Source organism: Wolbachia endosymbiont of Drosophila innubila (genome assembly GCF_021378375.1).
In the GTDB taxonomy this organism is placed as follows: Bacteria; Pseudomonadota; Alphaproteobacteria; order Rickettsiales; family Anaplasmataceae; genus Wolbachia; species Wolbachia pipientis.
On record NZ_CP076228.1, the window covers coordinates 402,372 to 425,221 of the forward strand.

Genomic DNA, 22,850 nt, shown 5'->3' on the forward strand with positions numbered 1-22,850 from the left:
AACAATGAGAAATTTTCTTGTAATTCTATTTATAGTTTTCTATGCATTTGATGCACACGCTGATGGAGCAACAGATGTAATGTGTAATGTAATAGGTTACGTTCATGGAATAGGTGGACCAATGATTACAGTGGTAATAATTGGTTCAAGCTTACTTGCAATATTTGGCAGAATGCCTTGGCTTGCACTTTTCGCACTGGGTATGTTTGTTGCTGTGTTTTTTGGTGCTCCTCAAATTGTAACAAAGGTAACAGAAAAAGAAGTTTGTTGTCTTTTTAAAGGTCAAACCTTGGAGAATGGAAAGTGTGTTGCTGCTCCTGGATATGAACGTGTAGGTACAGGTTATGCTTGTCGTTCCGGTTGGGCGCTAACTAATAAAGGCTACTGTATAAAAGCTGGCCAAGATCCTTCAAAGTATTGGAAGTGAAAATGGTGCTTTTATAGAGTTAAATCTAACAAACCGCAGAGTATATAATTAACATCCACGCCTTTAGTTAGATTCCACTCACGCTTTATTACGTTGTACTCCATGCCAGCCATGTTTTGCAGCGTTACATTATTTTCTCTTAAGTGATTTGCAATTTCTGACGGCTTGAGAAATTTATTCCAGTTATGTGTACCTTTTGGCAGCCAATTTAATATGTACTCTGCACCAATTATTGCAAGACAAAAGGATTTAATAGTTCTATTTATTGTGGATATAAAGATTAACCCCTCCGGTTTTAGCAGTTCTATCGCTTTTTTCATGAAAAGCTCTAAATTATCCACATGTTCAACTACTTCCATCAGCAGAACCACGTCGTACTTCTTGTCATTGCTTAGCTCTTCAATGCTGGTGTGTATATATTCTATATTTAACCCTACTTTTTTTGCATGTGAATGCGCTACTTTTATGTTTTCTTCACATACATCTATTCCCACAACGTTAATGCCAACGCGTGCCATTGACTCTGACAAAATGCCACCACCGCATCCAACATCAAGCAATGATAATTCTTTCAAATTGCATTTTTTTAACTCTTTTATTTTCTCAATAATGTAAGATACTCTAACAGGATTCATTATGTGCAATGGTTTGAATTTGCCGTTCTCATCCCACCACTGGCCTGCCATTTTAGCGAATTTTGATATTTCATCTTCGTTATAAGTTTTTGTTTTTTTTTTCTTAGAGGTTATATTGCTGAGTTTATCAAGGCGTTTTTTATGTCTGCTTTCTTTTGAAAATTCTGTTTCGAGGAATTGTTTGACTATGTCTTTTGCTAATCCACTCGCAGTAAATCCTGCACCAAGACACAGTACATTTGCGTTGCCATGCTCGCGAGCTAATTTTGCGATCTCAACACTGTTACATAAAGCAGCGTAGATTCCTTCAAAACGATTTGCCACAGTACTCATGCCCAAACCTGTACCACAAATTAATATCCCATAATTTGCTTTTTTGCTTGTTATATCTTCTACAACTTTAACAGCATAGTTTGGGTAATCTACACACTTTTGCTTAGCAGTGCAGCCTTGATCTACTACTCTGTAACCTAGGGCTTCCAGGTAAGGTTTTATTTCTGATTTTAATTCATAACCAGCATGATCTGAGGCAATTGATACTATACCTAACATATAAGAAATAAGGACATTTTATATGGGTTTGAACTTTCTGTCAAGTCATTCAATGCTTCTGACCTTTTGGGAGTTCTAAAGCTATAGCTAAGGTTTTCCTACGTCATACCGCAATTCATTCCACAACTGTACGAACATTGTGATTTGAGAATAATCTCCGCCAGGAAGGGTGTCATCCCAGTGCTTTGGCACTGAGATCCAGAAAACTTAATTTTAAATAAGTACACCAGATAGCTGTATAATAAGAACTGGATTCCAGTGTCAAGCACTGGAATGACACCTTCTGTATAAATATTAAGAAATTTACCAAACGAAAAAAAAGGCAAAAGAAGCCCCGTGGTTGGCTAATTACTTACATTATACTTTCAAGTATGGCGTTTTTTTATTCTAAACACTTAATAACCGCGATTTAGCTGCTTTTAAGCCGCAACTAATCTAAATTATAAACGTTAAGAAATTTACTAAACAGAAAAAAGGGCAAAAGAAACCCTAGGGTAGCTAGTTATTCACTATCCATTTTTTAAGTTGGCGTTTTTTAATGTTTTAAATGCTTTATAAGCGTATTTCAGCTTGTGTAGGTCAAAATCCGGAAATTTGATAAAGACATAAGGTGCACATGGTGCAAAAAATTAAACATGAGACGCCAGATACGTTGAGTTTTTTTGTCATTTAATCTGTACAGAGAAGATAAATAAATAGCTTCAGTTTCATGATAAGGGCGCTGGCGAGGTTTGTCAAGGAAGTTTTTTGTTTCTGTGGGCTACCTGGATGACAGGATTGCTCTTGAATTTGTATAGCTACATTGTCGGTAAATCCAAATTGCTTTAGTTATAGAAATAAATTTCGAGTCAGATGTGTATAAATTCTATATAATTTTTATCCTACTACTAATTTAACAAGATGGATCATATAGATATTATAAAATCAAAATTATTATTATCCGACCTAGTAGGTAAAAAAGTCAGATTAATAAAAAGAGGAGATAGTTTTGTTGGGCTCTGTCCATTTCATAACGAAAAAACCCCATCTTTTTCGGTGAGCAATACTAAGGGGTTATATTACTGTTTTGGTTGCTTGGCTAGTGGTGATGCATTTGAATTTATTTCACAAACTGAAGGATTAAGCTTTAAAGAAGCATTGGAAAAATTAGCATTGGTTACAGGTGTTGAACTGCCCAAAAATCTTAGTATTACAAAAGAGGACAATAAACTATTTTTAGCGCTTGATTTAGCTGCAAATTGGTTTGCACAAAAAAATCAAGGTGTTGTAGATTATTTAAAGCAGCGTAAGATTTTACCTAAAATCATAGATAAATTTAAGATAGGTTATGCACCAAGCTCTGGTTTGAAAGAGTATTTAAACTCTTCAGGTATTGAAGACAAAATTTTAATTGATATTGGATTAGTAAACAAAAATTTTCATGATTATTTTTATGACCGGCTGATATTTCCTATACAGAGCATTGCAGGGAGAGTTATTGGTTTTGGCGGACGTGCGCTAAGTTCTGAGCAACAGCCGAAATATTTAAACAGTCCAGAGAGTCAGCTCTTCAAGAAGAGGGAGAATTTATACGGATTAAACTTTGCTTTAAGCGAAATACGTAAAAAACAGCACATACTCGTTGTTGAAGGATATATGGACGCTATAGCGCTACATCAAGCGGGAATTAGTAATGCAGTTGCTCCGCTTGGTACCGCAATTTCTGCAGAACAGATAAAAAATCTATGGAGATTTGCTAAAGAAATCTCCATCTGTATGGATGGCGATAGTGCTGGACGTCATGCTGCTACTCGAGTTGCAGAACTTGCTCTGCTAATATTAGAGCCTGGATACACGTTAAAGTTTGTGACTTTGCCGAGTAATAAAGATCCATACGATATATGTAACGAACTGGAATACAAGAAAGAAGACGTGTTGACTGCTCTTGACCATTCAACAAAACTGCATTCTGAATATTTATGGCATCACATAATCGATAGCAATTTGCAAAATTATGAAAAACTTGCTCCGGAAAAATATTCAATTCTTGAGCACAAGTTCATGGAATATGTAAATACTATTAGCAACAGCAGTATTAGAAGGTATTACAGAGATTATTTTTACAATAAGGCTAGTGAACTAAGAAGTAGCTTCAAAAAACAGATTTTTAATAGTAAAACTAGAGCAACAAAAGGTGAGTATCTTCATAACAAGTCTCCAGAGCTAATTGAAGCAGAGCAAAATCAGGCCGTAATTTTGCGTATAGCCGTAGAATTTCCTGAAATCTTGAACCGTCCTATATTTTTTGAGCAATTTTCTCATTTTGAATTTACTAATGAGATGAAAAGATTACAACAGCGTATAATTGATGTAATAAGTAACAAAAGCAACCTCGATAAAGAGGCTTTGTTACAAGAATTGAAACAGTTTAACGTTATAAAGTATGTATTTGAAAAAACTAGTGTACTAAATAGCCAACTGAACGAGAGAAAATCTGCAGAAATTGTGTGGAATAATATAGTGTTACTAAAAGAGTTAAATGCATTACGAAAAGAAAGAACCGAAGCGAGGCTGAGCGGTAATCTTGACTTAGAGGAAAGGTTGATAGAACAAATAAAGCAAATAGAAAGCAGTATACAAGAAATGCAAATGGAGTTTATTGAAAAGTAGATATCGTCTCGTTAGTCAACAAGAAAATTACAAAATAAGACAATATTTTACATAAGATTGAAATTTTTAACTAATTAAGCCTTCCTCTAACAGCTTTGCCCTGTAGTTTTTGATATGGTTAGGATCACTTGAAAATGTATAATTTTTGTAGTTAGCTCTGCTGTGCATATAAAGTTTACTATTGACTTTTATCACATTATCTCACATTATCTCACATAATATGCATGTGAGAAGAATATGAACTGGAAGAATTTTCGTCTTAGTACGTGTCTCAACCTAGAAGGGCCTGTAATTGAGCAAGTGTACGAGTTAATTACTGCAGTTGATAGTGTTAAAAATAGCTGGCAGATAACGAAAAAACTACTACCACAAACAATTGAAAGATTAACTCATTCAGTTATTGTTACATCTTCTGGCGCTTCTAACCGTATTGAAGGAAATCGTCTAACCGATAAAGAAGTTGAGGATCTATATAAAAACCTACGTGTCAAAAAATTTAAAAATAGAGATGAGCAAGAAATTGCTGGCTACTTAGAAATGCTTACACTAATATTTCATGATTATACGGATATTCCAATTAGTGAGTCATCAATATTGCACATTAACAACCAGATGCTACTTTATAGTGAAAAAGATTTGTATCATAGAGGAAAATACAAAGCAAGTTCTAATAGAGTTGAGGCAAAAGATCAGAATGGAAAAGTTGTTGGTATAATTTTTGATCCCACACCACCTTACCTTGTTAGAAAGGAAGTACAAGAGCTTATTGATTGGTATCACTGGTCCTTAAATAATAAATTTAAGCATCCTCTTATTATTATTGCTAACTTTGTTTTTGAGTATCTGGCAATACACCCTTTTCAAGATGGGAATGGCAGAACTAGTAGATTGATGACTAATTTAATGCTGTTGCAGCAGGGTTATGATTTTGTATCTATTGTATCACATGAAAAGATAATTGAAACTAACAAACTTGATTACTATTTAGCGCTTAATAAAACACAAAGTAGCTGGAAAAGTGGCAAAGAAGATATTTCCCCGTGGTTAATATTTTTTCTTAATGTACTCAAAACGCAAGCAAATGAGGCGCATTATATTCTTGAGAGGGAGAATACTGAATATTTATTATCAAGAAAACAATTGTTCTTCTGGGAATGGGCACTTAGCCTTGCAGATAAAGAATTTAGTAGAAAAGATGCTATAGAAGCTCTAGGATTTCCTCCAAGAACAGTAGAGGCAATTACAAAGAAACTGCTAGGGATGAAATACTTACAGCGTCTTGGAGAAGGCAAAGCCACTAGATATAAAGTTATTATTTAAAAGTTTTAGTATGTTTTTCGAGATTTTTTTAAATCCAGTCTTATGCACAACTTTGTTTGCAATTTTATTCGATTAAAAATTGCATTTTAGCAATAAAAAACTTACTTATTGTAGGAAAATCTTGTGTTTGTTCTCATATAAAACTATTTATGGAGTGACAATGGTACATGTATTATACTTACATTTCTGATTCGAAAATTTATGCAGTTGTTTCTAACAAGATTGATCAACAAATTCTATTGTTTAAAGATGAGAAATAAAGTAATCATCATTTCCAGTATTGCTTTTATTCTACTGTTTTTTATCAGCAGTGCATTTTTAAAAAAAGATCAGGCGGTTCATAGCGATAATGCAACTAGTAGCTTTTCAGTAAAAACTCAAGAATGTGCGCCGCAAAACCGCACTATATATTTAAATTTTTCTGGTACAGTAAATCCCTTACATAGAGCTAGCCTTGTCTCAAAAATAAGTGGTAAGATTATTGCTATTTATTTACCTGATGGTGAAAAGGTAAAAAGAGATGATGTAGTGTTAAAGATAGAAGATTATAACAGGATTGAGCAAGCTCAGAAAGCCAAAGCTTTATTAAAGCAGCGTGAAATTGAGTATGATTCCTCTCACAAACTGAATAAAAAAGGCTATGGGGCACAAATACAAGTAGAAGCAGCTTTTACTGCGTTACAAAGTGCAAAAGCTGACCTAAAAAGGCTAGAATTGGATTTAGAAAATACTGCAGTCACATCTCCTATAGATGGTTATATTGATAAAATCAATGCAAACGAAGGGGATTTTGTTAATGCTGGGCAAAAAATAGCTGACGTGGTTAATTTCGATCAAATTCTTGTAGTGTTATACGTTTCGGAAAATGAAGTAAATAAAATAGAGCTAGGCAGCACAGCTCAAATTAATTTGCTGGACGGAAAAGAATTGGCAGGTGAAGTAAGTTTTATTAGTAAAATTGCTGAGCCTAAAACTGGGTCTTATAGGGTAGAAGTAAAGGTAACTAATAATAAAATGATATCCTTGCAGGGACTAACTGCCAACGTAAGGCTACCTTCAGGCGAAAGATTTGCATATAAAGTTCCTTCTTCAGCCCTGAGCTTAAGTGACGAGGGTGCTCTTGGAATAAAGATTGTTGATGACAATAATTATGTAGTATTTGCACCAATAGAAATTGTTGATCATGAGAGCGATGGGGTTTGGATAGTAGCAAATAACGAAGATAAACCCATAAAGTTAATAGTATTGGGCCACCTATTTGTTAAGCCTGGTGATAAGGTTTAAGACATAAGATCCTTTGACCTTACCCAGAAAAAGTGGAGAGAAAGTGTGGAATGTTTTTTACAAAAAGAATGATGCATCAAATTGTTCTGGAATGCAATAGTTAATAGTGACGTTGTTTGTTATAAAAAATTTCTATGTATTCAAATATTGCAGTTCTAGTTTGTTGAGCAGAGTGTTGTGAAGTATCAATAAGTATTTCTCTTTTCAATGAGCTAAAGAAGCTTTCTGCAACAGAATTGTCGTAACAACAGCCTTTATTACTCATCTATATTCTTTACAGCTAAGAGATATTGATACCCTTGCGCAGTATATTGTGAACCTTGGTCACTGTGCAGCAGTAGATTTTTAACAGGTTTACGCCTATTAATGGCCATTAATAAAGAGTTCATAACCAATTGTTTATTTATTGCACTACTCATTAACTACCATACGTGAGAATTATTGCTGCCAAATATAGCCATCCCTCCTTGGTTTTGATGTAAGTAATCCCATACTTTATTTGGTTGATCAACAATAAAGTTTTGATCTAGTATATTGGGAGCTACAGCTCTATTATCTGTTTGTTGTTTTTTAATTTTAAACTTTCTTCTCAGTATAGCCCTGATGTCATTTTTCTGCATAATACTTTGCACCGTTTTCAAATTGCAACTTTTACCCAAAGCCTTCAATTCAGCATGAATTTTAGGAGCTCCATATCTACATTTAGAAACTTGATATATTTTTTGAATAGCTGCGAGTAGCTCTTTATTTGCTGATTCTCTACTGCTTATTTTTCTTGTGGTCCACTTATAGTAGCCACTAGCAGAAAATCCTACATAATTCCTGTACTTTATAGCAGTTACTATATAAAAAAATTTTTACTCTTTTTGACTGGCCAGGGCTTTTTAATGTCTCTTTCCCTTGTTACTCTTGCTTTGTAAATCAAACCTCTCTTTGTCATAAGGTGCTACATCTGGAAATGCATTTGCCGCCGACTTTTTTTTTTTTCGTTGTGTTTCTTTATCCATTTTCCTAATACACTATCCCTTATTCCTAGATCTCTTGCTACTTTTGCAACTGGTTGACCTACCTTTCTTTGTTCATTTGCCAGTTTAACAGCTTCCAATTTGAATTCTGCTGTATATTCTCTTACCATTTCTAATCCTCCAAAATTTTATTTTACCCAAAAAAACTCTTTTCTTTCTCTCCACTTTTTCTGGATAAGGTCACTACTGCTATTCCACGTCAAGAACAACCATAAGTTCATTAGGGTTCACATAACCTAAAGCATTTTTTGCTTGCTCATCAAGCAGATCTAAATCTAAGCTTTTTTCATATAAGCCAAATACTTTGTTGTCCAACTTTTCCTTTTCAGAAGAGACATCCTTTAGCAAAAGTTTATTGTACTCGATTTCTTTTTTTAAATCGATTAACGTCAATAAGCCACGTTTACCTGTAATTGTGCTAATGCTGAAATATAATGTAAGGGAAGAAATGAGTAAGGCTGCGCTTAAACACAGTAATTTTTGCTTCTTTTTAGATATAAGCACCGTACTTTCACATATAAAAAATATATAACATGAAAAGGTGAACAAAAAGCTAAGAACCTTGACGCGCTTTACACCTTGGCTTTACCTTATTTATAATGTAAATCTTACCACCCCTTTTCACAACTTTACAATTTTTATCTCTGTTACGATGAGATTTTAGCGACCCTTTGACTTTCATATCTATAGTAAGAATTAAATTACTTTACATTATAATCACTTATCAAGAGTTAGTCAATTGATAACATTTTATTAAAATATTGTATAATTGTTGCTGATACTTCTTCGATCGACTTTTGCGTGACATCGATAATTGGCCAGTTATTCTGTTTAAAGAGCTCCTCTGCTTCTTTAATTTCCTTTTCTACTTTCTCAGGGTTAGCATATATATTATTATCTTCGTTGTTAATTGAAGTAAGTCTATTTTTGCGTATTTCTATTAGCCTACTTACGTCTATTGTTACCCCTATCGCTAGTTTATTTTTTAATTTTGCCAAGTCAACATAAAAGGGTACTCCACTAACAAAAGGAATATTTGCAACTTTATAGCCTCGGTAAGCTAAATACGTACTGGTGGGAGATTTTGATGTACGTGAAACTCCAACCAAAATTATATCTGCTTTATCAATATCTTGAATATTTTGTCCATCATCATGATTAATAGTGTAGTTTATTGCCTCAATGCGCTGAAAATATTCGTTATTTATCTCAGTATGCAAGTCAAGCTTTTCGTCTTTTTCAATTTCAAGATAAGACGAAATTTCTCTAATAATATGTGATAATATTGCTCTATAGGGAATTTTCAACTTTATACAGTTATCTTTTAGATATTTTCTTAGCTCATCATCAGTAATAGTGCATATAACAAAATTATGCTCATCACTTTTCCTATTAATTTCCTCCAGAATTTTGTCAATCTGCTCTTCTCCTTTTACAAAAGACCAAACATATTCGATCGTTTCTACAGAACGAAAGTGTTTCAGAGCTGATTTTGCAACTGATATAACAGTTTCACCACTTGAATCTGATACTAAGTGTAGATTAAGCTTTTTAAGGGTCATATACTAAAAATAATAGCTAGCAATCTGCTACTGAAATTATGCTAATTTGTTGACCTACGTAAATATAGAAAAACTATCCTGTTGATAAAACTCAAACTAATTGGTAAATTCTTAACACAATTATTCTCAAAACGAATGTTTTTATTAAAGCCTACAAATTTCTCTTATTTTTCTAAGAAAGCTCTACCTTGGCTTGGGGTTATTTGTTTCGCATGTTTTTTAATTGGAATGTCTTTGGCGTTATTCTTCTCTCCAGAAGATTATAAACAAGGAGAAATTGTACGAATCATGTACATTCATGTGCCTTCTGCATGGCTTGCTCTTGGAATATATGGATTAATTGCATCACTTGGTTTCATTTCATTGGTATGGAACAATAGCATTGCTAGTGTCTTGGCACATGCTGCTGCTCCTGCAGGGACAGTCTTTTCGGCAATATGCTTAATCACAGGCAGCATCTGGGGAAAAGGAACCTGGGGCACTTGGTGGGTATGGGATGCAAGGCTTACTTCAATGCTGATTTTATTTTTCCTATATGTTGGCTACCTTTCATTGTGGAGCGCTTTTGATAATGAAGCGAGGGCAGAAAAATCAGCAGCAGTATTTGCCATCTTTAGTGCTATAAATATTCCTATAGTAAAATTTTCCGTGAATTTATGGTCCACTCTCCATCAGCCAGCAAGCATTTTGAGAAAAGGTGGAATAGCAATAGAAAGTTCCCTGCTGTTGCCACTGGTTGCAATGTTTATGTTTTGTGCCACATTTTTTTTAGTAGTGTGGATACTGTATTCACTTTACTTAATTAATTTATATAAGATAAAGAGAGAAATCAGTATGCGGTATTAGGCCGAGAGATGAAAATAGAACACACCACATCACCAAGTAGCAAAGACATTGAATTCCTACTCAAAAAGATTAATGAAGAAACCGTTGATAAAGGTACGTGTAACCCATTTGCTTTTTTTATTCGCGATGATACTGAACAAATTATTGTAGGTTGTAGCGGTTTTGTTATCTATGGTTCAATTTACACTGACTTGCTTTGGGTGCACTCTGATTATAGAAGAAAAGGTATGGGAAAGCAGCTAATGGAAGAAGTTCATGATTATGGTCGTGAGATGCACTGTAAAATAGCAACCGTTGCAACCATGAATTTTCAAAAAGCGAAAGTATTTTATGAAAAGCTTGGGTATAAGTGTGATCTTGTACGTCCAGGGTATGTTAACATGTATATTTTTGAAGAAAGTGTTGTGAGATGCACTGTAAAATAGCAACCGTTGTAACCATGAACTCTAAAATATTTAAAGAGCCTACTAATATCTTTAAGGTAAATGTTCATGTGATTCCGCAGAATAATTCTGTTTTTTGATTCTATCTGTCCATTTATCATTTTCTATATCTTGTTTGTTGGTTGCTTTTTTTTCTTGCTCAACAATTGCCTTATCTATCTCCTTATGAATTGCATCAATCGCACCTCCTTTTTTGTATACTTCGCTTTTCCCTTCAATAATTAACTTAATAAAAGTATTTACAACAGACTGCACTTGATTATGATTAACCTGACCTTTTGTCAAAGAAGGTAAAGAGCCTAATTCCATCAATACTTCTGGTGCTGTTTTATCTTGAGTGGAAAGTCCTAAATTATCTGCTACTTTACTTATTAATAACTCTCTGTGTTCTTTATTATCTTCCAATTTAGCATAATCACTCAATAGATCTATAACGGTAGATACTCTGACTTCAACAACATCATCAACATCTTCATCTTCTAGAGCAACTCCTGACCCCAATAACCTCTCTCTGAGATTTTCGCTTAAAAGATTGATAAATTCTTCATTTGCATCTGATCCTGTGGTTGATATTGTACCATCTAAATAGTTACTTTGAGCACCGAAGCCATGCTCTATTTGTATTTTTGTCTCAGGTTTAAATCCTAATTTTGCACAGAATTTCTGAAAATATTCTTTAATAATGTCAAACAAGCTCTTGCCATTATCTTTATAATTTTTTAACTCTTTAGGAATAGTAAGTGACAATTTACCATCTCTGTATGTTACAAAGTCTTCACCATTGTGAGATTCAATTGTAAATTCCAATGAACTAGACAGATTACATATCTTATCGCCATGCATAACTTGATTTTTAACAGAGAGTATTGGTAGCCTCATATCAGATCTAATTCTCACATTATTTTGGTTAGCACAATCAATATTTATTACTTTTTTAGGATTTTCTACTATGAACGACTGTCCAAGTGCAAGTTGGGTTTGTATAAATGGAGCAGCCTCATACCCTGCTTGATTACAATTGGTAACTAGCTCTTCTAAAATAGCATCACTTGGAACTTCTGCCCCAGCGTATCTGAACATTTTTTTGAAAACTTCTTTTGCAAAGGAACGGTAATCCTTGTTTTCATCTTTCTCTGTTGGTAATAGATGGATATACCTTTGGCCAGCATTGTAAAATTCTTCAAATTCTTTCTTATATGAATCGGTTTTTTGATGATTGGCAGTTTTGGAATTTTCACAGTGATTTTTCCATAGCTCACCCAATGCATTACTTACAAGCTCTTTCTCAATATCTTCGAGTACTGAAGCAACAAAAGCTTTGCCATGATCCGTATCTATTTCTCTTGTTCCTTTTTTGTTAAATATTTCGTCATTATATATATCATCACTATTAAAAAGTTCGCTTTTGCGGTGCTTAGCTCCTTCCTTAAATGCAATAATAAGATTTTTATCTATTTCTTTTCCGTTAATAATAAAATTCATCCTTTGAAAATCTAAGAACATTGTTTCACCGGAATTCGCTAATTTATTATCTTGATCTGCTCTTAATTTACTAAAATTGAACTCTTTAGCTGTGGCCTTTAATCTAACTACTGGACTCTTATTATTTTTTCCTTTTGTCTCTTTCATAAATAACACCTTACTGTAAATATGCTGTAAGTTATATCATATAATGATGAATAATTTGGTAATATATTAAGAAAATCGACAGTATATTTCTTTATTTAAGGGGTGTAGGAAAGGCGTAGATTTCTCTTTCCATTTGTAGCGTACTGCATTAATATTTATGTATTAATCTAGAAAATAATGATGAATAACATTGTAATTGTTGGTCTGCAATGGGGTGACGAAGGCAAGGGTAAAATAGTAGATTATCTTTCTGAGAATGCAGATGTAGTTGTGAGATTTCAGGGAGGAAATAATGCAGGGCACACTATAGTAGTAGATGATGAGGTTTATAAATTAAATTTACTGCCCTCTGCTGTTTTGAGGCCAGGCAAAATATCTATCATAGGAAATGGCGTTGCTCTTGATCCACACGCTCTAATCTCAGAAATAGAGTCATTGAAAGTTAAAGGAGTAGACGTAAACTATAACAACTTGATGGTATCCGAGAGCTGTCCATTAATACTTAGCATACATAAGGACAAGGAAAAGCTATTTGAAGATTTAAATGGAAATCACAAAATTGGTACAACAAACAAAGGGATAGGGCCATGTTATGAAGATAAAGTTGGAAGGAGAGCTATACGCCTTTGTGACTTAGAAAACGCAGATGAGCTCAATAAAAGAGTGGATACTCTTTTGAATTACCACAATGCTATCAGGAAAGGCCTTAACTACCAGGTGGTTAAAAAAGAAGAAATATTAAAGGAAATTCAAGAGATTTCAGAAAAAATTCTTTCATATAAAAAACCTGTGTGGAAGATATTAAATGACTTGATGAAAGAAGGTAAGAAAATAATATTTGAAGGTGCCCAAGGCGCATTTTTAGATATCGACCACGGAACTTACCCTTTTGTTACTTCAAGTAATACTGTAGCATCGCAAGCAATAACAGGCTCAGGGTTATCCTCCAATGCTTACATTATTGGTGTGGTAAAAGCTTATACAACAAGAGTGGGCAATGGCCCATTTCCTACTGAGCAGAAAAATCAAGTAGGAAATAGCTTGTTTACTATAGGTAAGGAACTTGGAACAGTGAGCAATAGAAGAAGGCGTTGCGGATGGTTCGATGCAGTTTTAGTGCGCCAGGCCGTACAACTCTCTGGAGTTTCAAGCATTGTATTAACCAAATTAGATGTGCTTAATTCTTTTGATACAATTAAAATATGCACTGGTTACAAGTATAGCGGAAAAATGTATGATTATTTACCCGCATCGCATTCAATACAAGGGGAATTAGAGCCAATATATGAAGAGTTTCCTGGCTGGAAAGAAAACACTCAAGGTAAAAGGTCGATTGAAACATTGCCTATCAATTTAATAAAATATATAGAAGGGTTAGAAAAATTAATAGGTGTACCAATTCATCTAATCTCAACTAGTCCAAAGAGAGAGGATGTTATTAAGCTTAAAGATTTCTGAAAACGTCTTTGTATCTTAGAGCCTGTACGTAATCTCAAAAAAGAGATAAAGTGAGAGGATAAAGTATATAAAGTAGGATATGCGAAGTTTATAACCAAGTGACATAAGTCGAGAAAAGTTTGAGATTATTGTAGCAGATCTGGAATCTTGCAGAAAGAAGACAAAACCAAGAACACTTGATTTACATGATATATTTTGTGGAGTGTTATACGTGTTAAAAAGTGGTTGCCAGTGGAGAATGGTATCAAAAGAGTTCCCAAAATGGCGCAATTGTTACGACTATTTTAAGAAGTGGAGTGAAAAACCAGATGTAAATAAAGAAAGTGTTCTGGAGCTGGTATTAAAAAAAAATAATTGCGACAAAACAATGGTCGGAAAAGCTTCTGCATAATTGATGCACAGAGTATAAAAAATGCAGATACTGCTGAAGCTATGATGCAGGCAAGAAGATTTCAGGGCCGTATTGCAGTAGATACGCAAGCATGCAATTTATACAACAACAGCAGAGATAACTGACCGTAGCAGTGCTGTGAGAATGGTCGAAAATGCAAAAGAAAACCTCTCGGGAGTTAAAAATGTACTGGTTGATGCAGGCTATACTGGAGAGAATTTTGTAACTCAAATAAAAACAATTATTGGTGCAGCCGTTGAAGTGATCAAAAGAAATGAATTACGTTCCTTTGTTGTATTGCCCAAAAGATGGGTTGTGGAGCGATCTTTTGCTTGGTTAGAAAAATGTAGAAGATTGTGGAAAAATTGTGAGCGAAAACTCAATACTAGCCTACAAATGGTAGTTCTGGCTTTCACTGCCTTATTTCTGAAAAAATTATGAACAGGCTCTTACTAACTCTTATCTAATAAAAAAAATACTTGTGTAACTTCGAATAGTCTATTATGCAAGACAACAGTATAAACATGTAGTAAGAAATGTATAATGAAAAATAAAAGCTCAAGTTTAACACTTGCAGTTATTTTTACACAATTAAGTAATCATAAAAGTTAGTGTAGGGCGAGGTTATACAGTTTGATTTCTTTTAATATATATTAATTGGTATAATATAAATATAGTTAAGGAGGTGTATTATGATTGGAAGTTTGGCTAAAGAAGAAAAAACAGCAGAGGCAGGAAAAACAGGTGATCAACTTGAAAAGTGTATTGGACCAACTTCACTGAATAGGGAGGTTTATTACTCTACGCTTATCTACTATACATTAAAAGAGTTATATTCACAATTAGGTGATATCTCTTATGCTAATAAAACAAGATCAGAAAAAGAAATAATCAATTTTTATGTTCTACCTCAATTTGCACGTTTTAAAGAAATTATTGATGAAGATATAAAAAAAGATCCTTCGTTTGCAAATTCTGCTATTGTAAAGTTTTGCTCCTCAATTATAAAAAATAACAAATTACTTAAAGAATTAGAAGAAGTTAGTATTCCTGCCAAAAACTCTAGTGTAAAGGCAAGGGTAAGCTTTCAACTAAAAAATCTGAAAGAAAAGGTGTGGTTCTTAGGAAAACTAAAGGAAAAAAAGAATTTCACTTACGTGCAGAGGGCTTTTGGGGATAAGTGGAGTTTTTATGACCTAATAAATGATGGAGATTTTAAAAAAACGTACATAGATAAAGCAGTAACAGAGTCTGCTAATAAGAGCTTTAAGGAAGATATAGATAAATGCATAAAGTTGGCAGAGCAGGGAAAAGAAGCTGCAAGTAAATATCTTGGAGAGAAAGGCGTAGAGTTTCGAGCTTATTACACAGAAACTGATAACACTCATAGAGTTTTGAATATCAATCTTATTAATTACAATAGAAGTGAGCAAACCAGGATTAGTGACATTTTACAGCAAGAGAAAGATATTAAAGAGCTGAATATCTATTGCAATAAAAAACATGAAATACACTCTCATCGGAAAGGTAAGGAAAGATATTATGAATTTAAAGAGGGCGCATATTATGAAATGAAAAGCACTTGGCCTGTAAAGGATGGATCCGAAATGTGTACCATGATTATGAATGTGAGTAGCGATGGCATAACTGAAGTACTAAAATTTAATGATGAAGATTTTGTGCTATCGGATGAGATCTTAGAATTAATAAAGCAAAACGATGAATTATATATTCAAGGTCTCTCCTTATATGATGCTGTACTAGAAAAAGGTAAGGCTGCTGATGTTGTACCTACTGCTAATAATAATTTTCAAAATGAGTCTATAGCGGCCTATCGCGAGGAACCAGAGGGGGAATTAGACCCTAAAGTTGATGCTGACAATAGCCTTCCTCCTTCTATTAATAACAATGCATCAACTCAAACGGAAGTCAATTTACAACACACTGAAACTCAAACAGAAGTTGCTTCACAACAAATCGAAACTAAAACGGAAGTCAATTTACAGCACACTGGAACTCAGACAGAATTTGCTTCACAACAAATGGATGAATTGATTTTAAATAATCAGATGCTGTCCGAAAAAAACGTTGAATTGAAGCAAGAAATAGAAGCAGGGTTGCAAGTGATAAATAAAAAGCACCATGAATTAATACAAGAAAATCAGCGACTACAGGAGAAACTAGAAACAACCCAAGCAGAAGCTAATCAAACAATTGTAAAGTTAGAGAAGCAGAATAGCAATTTACAAGACAGGTTTGAAAAAGAGGAGCAAAAAAACACGGAATTGCAAACTGAACTGGCACAAAAAAATGAAGAATTAGCAGGTGTGTTAAAAGAGCTACAAGGGAAAGCACAAGAACTTAAAGGTGTATATGAAGAAAAAAGAAAGCTAAAGGAAGAGCTGAAAATTGTTAATGCAGGAAAGAAGAATTTGGAAAAAGAGCTAAATCAAGCACGAGAAGATGCGGAACAGATAATGGTTGAACGACGCCAGCAGAAAGAGCGCTTGAAAGATCAGCTAAGAGAATTAGATCAGGAATATAAGGTACAAGTAGAAATTGAGCAAAAGATTAAAGAATCAGATAGGCAGGATAGCGATTTACAAGATACACTTGGAGAAGAGAGACTAAAACTCAACATTGAAGAACTAGAAAACGAGTACGAGGAATTTCCAGGAGATAAGGTGCTTACACTTGAATTCACTAAAGATGAAGATAAAGTCGAAGAGTTAAGAAACGAGCTAGAGCGTGAGAAAGAAAAGTGTAAACAATTATTAGAAGAAGAAAATGAATGGGGTGATGAATTGGTAGGAATGCTTGATGGACTGGAAGAAAAAATTCGTGCTGATGAACAAAGGAGCTTCAACAATCAATTAACGGGAGAAATTTCTAATGAGTCTGGTAATGCTCCACGACAGAAGAAAAGGTTATCCAAATCTTCAAGCGTTGATAATGAGTCTTATATTCCACTGAGAGAGAAGACAACATTACTCAGATCTTTAAGCGTTGATAGTGGACTTGATAGCGATGAAGAAAATTGTGATAATGATTTATCTTTCAACATAAGTCCTATAAGTTCTATTGAGAAGGTGGCAGAGAGTAGAAACGTAGGTAGGGTATCATTGTGAAGATGGTTGGGGTTAAGTTGCAACTTAAGTGGGGCGCAAAAGGTCTTTTGTGTTGATAATAATTTAAAATCTATAGTAGACTAAAAAAGATTATTAAATTATAATATAACATATGATAAAAGACGAGAAATCGAAAACAATTTTTGAAGTGGAAGGGGCAGTAACTGCTTTACTACCTGCAGCAGAATTTAGAGTGAAACTGGACAATGAACATGAGATTATCTGTCATGTATCAGGGAAAGTGAGAAGAAGTAAAATACGCATCATTATAGGGGATAGGGTGTTAGTTGAGATGAGCATTTACGATAGGAATGCGAGAAAGGGTAGGATCATTAGAAGGCTTAAAGGTACAAGTGACAGAACGATCTCTAAATAATCTTATTCTTGCTTCATCATCGAAAAGGCGTATAGCTTTACTAAAACAAATAAACATTGAGCCAGGTTTAATTTTGCCAGCAGATATAGATGAAGCCCCTTTAAAAAAGGAACTTCCGAAGGATTACTCAATCCGTATGGCAAAAAGTAAAGCTGAGAAAATACAAAGTTTAAATCCAAATTATTTTGTGCTTGGTGTTGATACAGTTGTTGCTTGTGGTAGAAGGATATTGCTCAAAGCTGAAAACGTTGAGCAAGCAGAAAAATGTATCCGCTTGTTATCAGGAAGAAGGCATAGAGTATACACCAGTGTATGTCTATTAACTCCCGATCAATCTAAACAACATATCAGGACTGTGGTTACAATAGTGAAATTTAAACGTCTCAGTGAACAAGAAATTAAGTATTATTTAGCATCAGAAGAGTGGAAAAATAGGGCGGGGGGATGCAATATACAAGGCCTAGCTGGAGTGTTCGTATTGTTCTTACGCGGCTCCTACTCTTCCGTTATAGGATTACCATTACATGAAACCTATTGTTTGCTAAGCAATTATTTTAACTTCAATTTATATTGAAATACCTTTATTAGTATCTTTTTTTTGTTGTGACTCAGCAACCTGTTTAGCCCAATCTAGTGGTCTTTTATTTCTGTTAGCTAATGCAATTCTATTGCGATCATAACCATCAGTGTGTTCTGTTAAAGTATCTCCTCTTTCTTCTTCTATTACTCCAGCTTTCAGTTGTGCTTCATCTTTCTCTAGTAATTTATATAGTTCGCTATTTTTATCTACAGTTGGATTAGTGTCATTATTTTCTCGTTCTGCCACTGTTTTTTCTAACCATTTACGTATAGGGTCATATTGTTTACCTTTTCCTATCTTTTCTAAAATGTTTTCTGAGAATGAATCTTTAGGAATATTTTCTTTAGTAGCCTGTTGTGCCGGTTCTCTTAACCCTTTATCCGGGTTTCCCAATGCTCCTTTTAACTCACTCGTATCTCCGATTTCTTTTGGTTCAATGTTTTCTAAGCTCTTCTTTAACTGTTCAGGATTTACTTGAGATTGTTCATTATTGTCATGAGTTGGAGATGAATAGCCCGAATCGTTTGCTTTTATGTCTGTTGAGCTGTCTTTTAGCAACCCAACTTCTCTCAAGCGTTTTTTAGTTTCTTCGCTAATCTGACTCTGATCAGCTGATTTTAACCCGAGATTTTCTTGACCTAATGTATTTTTAAGTTCTTCAAATAGAGTTAGATTACTTTGTCTAATATGTTCTTCTAATTTCCTTCCTACCTGTTTTAAATCTGTTTGAGATTTACTATCACTATTAGTTGGAGATATATAGCCTGAATCACTTATACTATTTGGTGTTGAAGCAGAGACACTAATAGTTGGACCTTCCACTATTTTTACATCTGCTAAATCGTCTTTTTGCAATCCATCTTCTTTATCTTGTGACAGTTTATCAGTAGGATCAACTTGCCTTAATCCTCTATTATCCTGCTGTGATCTATCTCTGATTTCTTTAAGAAGATTTTCAGGTGGAGTTTGATCACTTTGTTCAATGTTCTCTAAGCTCTTCTTTAACTGTTCAGGATTTACTTGAGATTGTTCATTATTGTCATGAGTTGGAGATGAATAGCCCGAGTCACTTTTATTATTGAGTGCTGTAGCAGAGAGCGGCTGTTCACTTTCTTTCCACTTAGCATCACTAGCATCTTGGTTATCACTGTTATCTGGAGAAGATGAATAAGGAATTATGTCCTTTAATGTCTCTAACGGTGATGGGTTATTTTTTCTACTTCCTGCAATTGATGCTTTTCTATCATCAACATCAATGTGCCGTAAGTTGTTTTTCTTGAAATTTCTGATGTCTTGTAACAGATCGCCTTTGCTATTTCCTTCTTGTTGCTGGGTTTTAGGTTGTTGCTGATCATTAGGTGTTTGCTCACTTCTATCTGGTTTTTGGCTTCCAGGTACAGCATGTCCAAATGTAGGATTGTCATACCGTTCATCTTCTTGCCTATTATCTTGATTGTGGCTTACAGACTTGGTGAAAGTAGAACTATCTGAAGAATCAGAAGTTGCACCTTTTTGCTGATTATTAGGTGTTTGCTCATTTTCGCGCAAGTCATCTGGTTTTTGGCTTCTAGATTTGGCTCCCCCTTGCTCATCGAAAACACCTTTTTTAGGTGGTAGTGAACTAGTTCTAGGTGGAAGTGGCGGAGGAGTTTTTTTGTTCTGAGGATTCTCCTCAAAAAGCGATTGTAGGTTATAAACTTGACCTCCCGAATTTGCTTCTCGTGCTGCTTGTCTAAGCTCACGCTTTTCTTTAGCCTCCTGAGAATTAATTTTATCGTCAAAATCTTTTCCAATTCCGCTATCGTAAGACTGCCTTCTGCTGTTAGATTGTAGTCCAAAATGTGAATGGTGGTCTTCTTTTTTTTGAGTTATATCAGTAGCTTGAACGCTAACACCTCTATTAACATCAATTCTTGTTGTAGTTTCAGATGATAGCTCGTTACTGTCTTTATTATGTTGCATCTCATTCGCTTTTCCTTGTCCTTTCTCCCTGAATTGTATTTCATGCAAGAATAAACCACCTATTTTTACATCTCTGTTTACTTCTAACCGTTCTAGAGAAAAATCATCACCTTTAACAAGGTCTACACCGTTAGCATCAATCTTAATTTTGATCTTACATTCCTTCCCCTCCGCATACCACTTTAAAGTCATTTCATATGAACCATCAGTTACGACATAATGTCTTATTTTTTTCCCTTCTTCCTCGGCAACAAAACCATGCATTCCGCTCTTTCCATCACTATGCAATGTTGAAAATCCCGAGATTTCATTCTTCTCACAAAAATCACTGTTTAAAAATTCGCTGATTTTAAACTCTTTTTTGTTATTTCCCAGCGTAATACTTGCGTGATTACCGTATATTGAAACTCCTGCAACATCATCAACATACTCTTTCAACCTTTCTTTAACTTCACTTTCAAGGTCTTGTCCAGCTTTCTTTGTCTTGTCGCATTTCTGAAGAATAACTCCATATGCTTTATCTTTGTTTTCTTCTTCGTCCCAATTCCAGTTGGCGTGTTTTGTTAAAAACTTTACTGTGTTAAAATCAACTCTAGCATTATAAATTGGGTCGTCTTCCTTTTTTATTTTATCAAATAAAGGAAAATTTTCTTGAATGCGCTCATTATAAATGTGTTCTTGTTGTGTATCGTTAGTGCCCATATATCCCTCATTAATAACCCTCTGCCTTTAGTTCTAGCTAATACTAGCTAATATAATTATCACAAGCATTGGTTGAATTTTTATTAAGGAAGGTTGTGTTACTAATGTGATGACACAAGCTATTTTATGGTAACATCAAACGATTTAAGTTGTCATTCCAGTCTGGAATCCAGCCTTTCACGAACCCCATCAAAAATGTTGTGTTTTAACATAAGATTAGCTACTTTTATGCTCACTAACTTAGTGCCAATCAAGATTCCTGGATCCCAGTGTCTGGGCACTGGGATGACATCCTTCTTGGCGGAAATCACTCTTATATCACAACAGCTGCATAGCCTAAATTGCTTTAGCTATAGCTCTGTTTTTGCAACTTCAAATATCTGCTACTCATAGTAAACACTTCTGGATCTTGAGAGGTTAGCTTGAGTATAGCGAGTATGTTGATAAACAACAAAGCAGCAATCGAGATATCAGCAACATCCCATAGCAACCGGACTTTACCTATCGCACCAAGCGGAATGATCATGGTAAAAATTACAATCCAGATTTTAGTGTATTTATTATCCATAGACACATAGCGTATTGTCTGTTTTGAGCAAAAAAACCAAGTAAAAATAGTAGTAAAGGCAAAACAAAACATTATGGCCATAATTAAATAGTCAATATAGGGCCAATTCATAGCTTTTCTAAAAGCAAATATGCACATGTTAGTACTCTCTAAATCAGTGACCCAAGAATCTGTGACAAGCAGTACCATTGTTGTAATAAACACTATGAATGCAACTATAAAAGGCGATATTATTGTGATTAGGCTCTGTTCAATAATAAATTTATTATTATTTTTCTTAGGAACAATTGAAGAATGTACGATTCCTTCGAGGCCAAGCCCTATATCTGTTGCAAAAATACCTCGCAAAGTTCCAACTTGAATAATAGTCAACATTTCTAAAATCAAACCTAGAGATAAACCAGAGTTAAAGCTACTAGTTGTAAAAAAACTGCTTGTTATTAGTTTTAGAGAAGGAAGAATATTTTCACTAAATTTAAATAATATGATACCGCAAAGTGTGAGGTAACTTACCGTCATTATCGGTATCATAGCCGATATAAAAATTTTAATTTTTTTTAAGCTGAGAGCTGCAACAACAAAAAATATTATGGCCATTACAATGCCACCAACAACTACAGGCACATCTATCATATTAAGTGGTATTGATAGAGAATTTACCTGAACAAGGTTACCAACTGTTATTGAAACCATCATCATGATAACTAGAAAGACAATTGTGGCCTTCCTAGAGTTAAACGCATCAGTCATGTAGGCTACAGGGCCACCTATAAACCGTTCGTTCTTTTCCTTTCTGGTTTTTATACTTAGATAACAAGTGACATATTTTATCACAGAAGTGATAACAATAATTATTGCCATCCATAAAATAGAGCCCGGTCCTCCGGTTTTTAGAGCAACAGCAGTTCCTGAAATATTTCCTACTCCTAAATTTCCCCCTAAAATTGTAAACAGAGCGGCTATAGAAGAAAATTTATTTTCTCCTTTTTTAGCTCCAAGGAGTGAAAGGGCGTATGGTAATCTAAATACCTGTAGCCATTTTAGTTTAATCGATAGGTAAACACCAGCAACTAGCATGAGTAATATTGTTGGCAGTAATAAAACAAACTTTACTGTATCCATCTGTAAAAGTGAGATTTTTATTTGAGTATACAACAAAAATTGAAAATACCTAACCTATTTTCTATGTATGACTTCGTTTCCGTCATTCTAGAAACCTTTTCTTGTCATCCAAGTAGCGTGACACATAACTGTACGAACATTGTAATATGGTACAATGTTAAGACGATGTCATTCCAGTGCTTGACACTGGA

The 22,850-nt window shown here is 34.4% G+C and carries 18 protein-coding genes and 3 pseudogenes; 12 read left to right on the forward strand and 9 right to left on the reverse strand.

The genetic code is table 11. The features are described 5' to 3' along the window. Positions 1 to 4: 4 nt before the first annotated feature. Positions 5 to 427, forward strand: coding sequence for a TrbC/VirB2 family protein (locus J4T77_RS02020; protein WP_233641090.1), 423 nt, complete (start codon positions 5 to 7; stop codon positions 425 to 427). Positions 428 to 438: 11 nt separating this feature from the next. Here J4T77_RS02020 and ubiG read toward each other — a convergent pair whose 3' ends face one another. Further along, entirely contained in the window at positions 439 to 1,614 is a 1,176-nt protein-coding gene (ubiG, locus tag J4T77_RS02025) for a bifunctional 2-polyprenyl-6-hydroxyphenol methylase/3-demethylubiquinol 3-O-methyltransferase UbiG (RefSeq protein WP_010962529.1), read from the reverse strand. A gap of 195 nt (positions 1,615 to 1,809) precedes the next feature. On the opposite strand from ubiG, the pseudogene J4T77_RS07350 reads away from it, so the two are divergent. From J4T77_RS07350 to J4T77_RS02045, 4 genes and pseudogenes are all read left to right on the forward strand, one after another. Beyond that, positions 1,810 to 1,899, forward strand: a pseudogene (locus tag J4T77_RS07350) (WPE palindromic element domain-containing protein); the annotation flags it as partial. A gap of 615 nt (positions 1,900 to 2,514) precedes the next feature. Beyond that, positions 2,515 to 4,263, forward strand: a complete 1,749-nt coding sequence (dnaG, locus tag J4T77_RS02035) for a DNA primase (protein WP_190321197.1) — start codon at positions 2,515 to 2,517, stop codon at positions 4,261 to 4,263. A 237-nt stretch (positions 4,264 to 4,500) separates the two neighbouring features. Next, entirely contained in the window at positions 4,501 to 5,583 is a 1,083-nt protein-coding gene (locus J4T77_RS02040; protein ID WP_190321196.1) for a Fic family protein, read from the forward strand. A 201-nt stretch (positions 5,584 to 5,784) separates the two neighbouring features. After that, entirely contained in the window at positions 5,785 to 6,867 is a 1,083-nt protein-coding gene (locus J4T77_RS02045; protein ID WP_190321195.1) for an efflux RND transporter periplasmic adaptor subunit, read from the forward strand. A gap of 57 nt (positions 6,868 to 6,924) precedes the next feature. On the opposite strand, the pseudogene J4T77_RS07485 reads toward J4T77_RS02045, so the two are convergent. The 4 genes and pseudogenes from J4T77_RS07485 to J4T77_RS02080 all read right to left on the reverse strand — a co-directional run bounded on the left by J4T77_RS07485 (position 6,925) and on the right by J4T77_RS02080 (position 9,454). Then, positions 6,925 to 8,002 (reverse strand): annotated as a pseudogene (locus J4T77_RS07485) (IS3 family transposase). A 79-nt stretch (positions 8,003 to 8,081) separates the two neighbouring features. After that, positions 8,082 to 8,396 carry an FtsB family cell division protein gene (locus J4T77_RS02070; protein ID WP_010962526.1) on the reverse strand — a complete coding sequence of 105 codons (315 nt, stop codon included), beginning with the start codon at positions 8,394 to 8,396 and terminating at the stop codon, positions 8,082 to 8,084. A gap of 49 nt (positions 8,397 to 8,445) precedes the next feature. Continuing rightward, positions 8,446 to 8,574 carry a type B 50S ribosomal protein L36 gene (gene ykgO / locus J4T77_RS02075; protein WP_006279631.1) on the reverse strand — a complete coding sequence of 43 codons (129 nt, stop codon included), beginning with the start codon at positions 8,572 to 8,574 and terminating at the stop codon, positions 8,446 to 8,448. 49 nt (positions 8,575 to 8,623) lie between these two features. After that, positions 8,624 to 9,454, reverse strand: coding sequence for a pyruvate, water dikinase regulatory protein (locus tag J4T77_RS02080; protein ID WP_233641092.1), 831 nt, complete (start codon positions 9,452 to 9,454; stop codon positions 8,624 to 8,626). Between the two features lie 135 nt (positions 9,455 to 9,589). Here J4T77_RS02080 and ccmC point away from each other — a divergent pair, with 135 nt between their 5' ends. Both ccmC and J4T77_RS02090 read left to right on the forward strand, forming a co-directional pair. Continuing rightward, positions 9,590 to 10,300, forward strand: coding sequence for a heme ABC transporter permease CcmC (gene ccmC, locus J4T77_RS02085; RefSeq protein WP_010962525.1), 711 nt, complete (start codon positions 9,590 to 9,592; stop codon positions 10,298 to 10,300). 8 nt (positions 10,301 to 10,308) lie between these two features. Further along, positions 10,309 to 10,725, forward strand: a complete 417-nt coding sequence (locus tag J4T77_RS02090) for a GNAT family N-acetyltransferase (RefSeq protein WP_083250453.1) — start codon at positions 10,309 to 10,311, stop codon at positions 10,723 to 10,725. Between the two features lie 51 nt (positions 10,726 to 10,776). Here the strand turns inward: J4T77_RS02090 and J4T77_RS02095 are convergent, their stop codons facing one another. Beyond that, positions 10,777 to 12,372: a hypothetical protein gene (locus J4T77_RS02095; RefSeq protein WP_233641093.1), complete on the reverse strand. Its 1,596-nt coding sequence runs from the start codon at positions 12,370 to 12,372 to the stop codon at positions 10,777 to 10,779. Positions 12,373 to 12,552: 180 nt separating this feature from the next. Between J4T77_RS02095 and J4T77_RS02100 the strand changes: the two genes are divergently transcribed. The 5 genes and pseudogenes from J4T77_RS02100 to J4T77_RS02120 all read left to right on the forward strand — a co-directional run bounded on the left by J4T77_RS02100 (position 12,553) and on the right by J4T77_RS02120 (position 18,299). Continuing rightward, positions 12,553 to 13,830 carry an adenylosuccinate synthase gene (locus tag J4T77_RS02100; protein WP_233641162.1) on the forward strand — a complete coding sequence of 426 codons (1,278 nt, stop codon included), beginning with the start codon at positions 12,553 to 12,555 and terminating at the stop codon, positions 13,828 to 13,830. A gap of 103 nt (positions 13,831 to 13,933) precedes the next feature. Beyond that, positions 13,934 to 14,662 (forward strand): annotated as a pseudogene (locus J4T77_RS02105) (IS5 family transposase). 251 nt (positions 14,663 to 14,913) lie between these two features. Continuing rightward, positions 14,914 to 17,349, forward strand: coding sequence for a coiled-coil domain-containing protein (locus J4T77_RS02110; protein WP_233641094.1), 2,436 nt, complete (start codon positions 14,914 to 14,916; stop codon positions 17,347 to 17,349). Between the two features lie 112 nt (positions 17,350 to 17,461). Then, entirely contained in the window at positions 17,462 to 17,725 is a 264-nt protein-coding gene (gene infA / locus J4T77_RS02115; protein ID WP_007550159.1) for a translation initiation factor IF-1, read from the forward strand. Then, entirely contained in the window at positions 17,703 to 18,299 is a 597-nt protein-coding gene (locus J4T77_RS02120) for a Maf family nucleotide pyrophosphatase (RefSeq protein WP_010082554.1), read from the forward strand. The genes infA and J4T77_RS02120 overlap by 23 nt, the downstream gene beginning before the upstream one ends. On the opposite strand, the gene J4T77_RS02125 is transcribed toward J4T77_RS02120, so the two are convergent. From J4T77_RS02125 to J4T77_RS02135, 3 genes are all read right to left on the reverse strand, one after another. Continuing rightward, entirely contained in the window at positions 18,291 to 20,969 is a 2,679-nt protein-coding gene (locus J4T77_RS02125) for a hypothetical protein (RefSeq protein ID WP_233641095.1), read from the reverse strand. The two genes, J4T77_RS02120 and J4T77_RS02125, sit on opposite strands and share 9 nt — an antisense overlap. A 152-nt stretch (positions 20,970 to 21,121) precedes the next feature. Beyond that, complete coding sequence (locus J4T77_RS02130; protein WP_153296804.1) at positions 21,122 to 21,280, reverse strand: hypothetical protein; 159 nt, start codon at positions 21,278 to 21,280, stop codon at positions 21,122 to 21,124. 35 nt (positions 21,281 to 21,315) lie between these two features. Next, positions 21,316 to 22,659 carry an alanine:cation symporter family protein gene (locus J4T77_RS02135; RefSeq protein ID WP_038198671.1) on the reverse strand — a complete coding sequence of 448 codons (1,344 nt, stop codon included), beginning with the start codon at positions 22,657 to 22,659 and terminating at the stop codon, positions 21,316 to 21,318. Between the last annotated feature and the right edge of the window lie 191 nt (positions 22,660 to 22,850).

Coding starts and splice junctions, on each gene's coding strand:
- J4T77_RS02020 (WP_233641090.1), top strand. CDS start 5: ATGAGAAATTTTCTTGTAATTCTATTTATAGTTTTCTATGCATTTGAT.
- ubiG (WP_010962529.1), bottom strand. CDS start 1,614: ATGTTAGGTATAGTATCAATTGCCTCAGATCATGCTGGTTATGAATTA.
- dnaG (WP_190321197.1), top strand. CDS start 2,515: ATGGATCATATAGATATTATAAAATCAAAATTATTATTATCCGACCTA.
- J4T77_RS02040 (WP_190321196.1), top strand. CDS start 4,501: ATGAACTGGAAGAATTTTCGTCTTAGTACGTGTCTCAACCTAGAAGGG.
- J4T77_RS02045 (WP_190321195.1), top strand. CDS start 5,785: ATGCAGTTGTTTCTAACAAGATTGATCAACAAATTCTATTGTTTAAAG.
- ykgO (WP_006279631.1), bottom strand. CDS start 8,574: ATGAAAGTCAAAGGGTCGCTAAAATCTCATCGTAACAGAGATAAAAAT.
- J4T77_RS02080 (WP_233641092.1), bottom strand. CDS start 9,454: ATGACCCTTAAAAAGCTTAATCTACACTTAGTATCAGATTCAAGTGGT.
- ccmC (WP_010962525.1), top strand. CDS start 9,590: ATGTTTTTATTAAAGCCTACAAATTTCTCTTATTTTTCTAAGAAAGCT.
- J4T77_RS02090 (WP_083250453.1), top strand. CDS start 10,309: ATGAAAATAGAACACACCACATCACCAAGTAGCAAAGACATTGAATTC.
- J4T77_RS02095 (WP_233641093.1), bottom strand. CDS start 12,372: ATGAAAGAGACAAAAGGAAAAAATAATAAGAGTCCAGTAGTTAGATTA.
- J4T77_RS02100 (WP_233641162.1), top strand. CDS start 12,553: ATGAATAACATTGTAATTGTTGGTCTGCAATGGGGTGACGAAGGCAAG.
- J4T77_RS02110 (WP_233641094.1), top strand. CDS start 14,914: ATGATTGGAAGTTTGGCTAAAGAAGAAAAAACAGCAGAGGCAGGAAAA.
- infA (WP_007550159.1), top strand. CDS start 17,462: ATGATAAAAGACGAGAAATCGAAAACAATTTTTGAAGTGGAAGGGGCA.
- J4T77_RS02125 (WP_233641095.1), bottom strand. CDS start 20,969: ATGGGCACTAACGATACACAACAAGAACACATTTATAATGAGCGCATT.
- J4T77_RS02135 (WP_038198671.1), bottom strand. CDS start 22,659: ATGGATACAGTAAAGTTTGTTTTATTACTGCCAACAATATTACTCATG.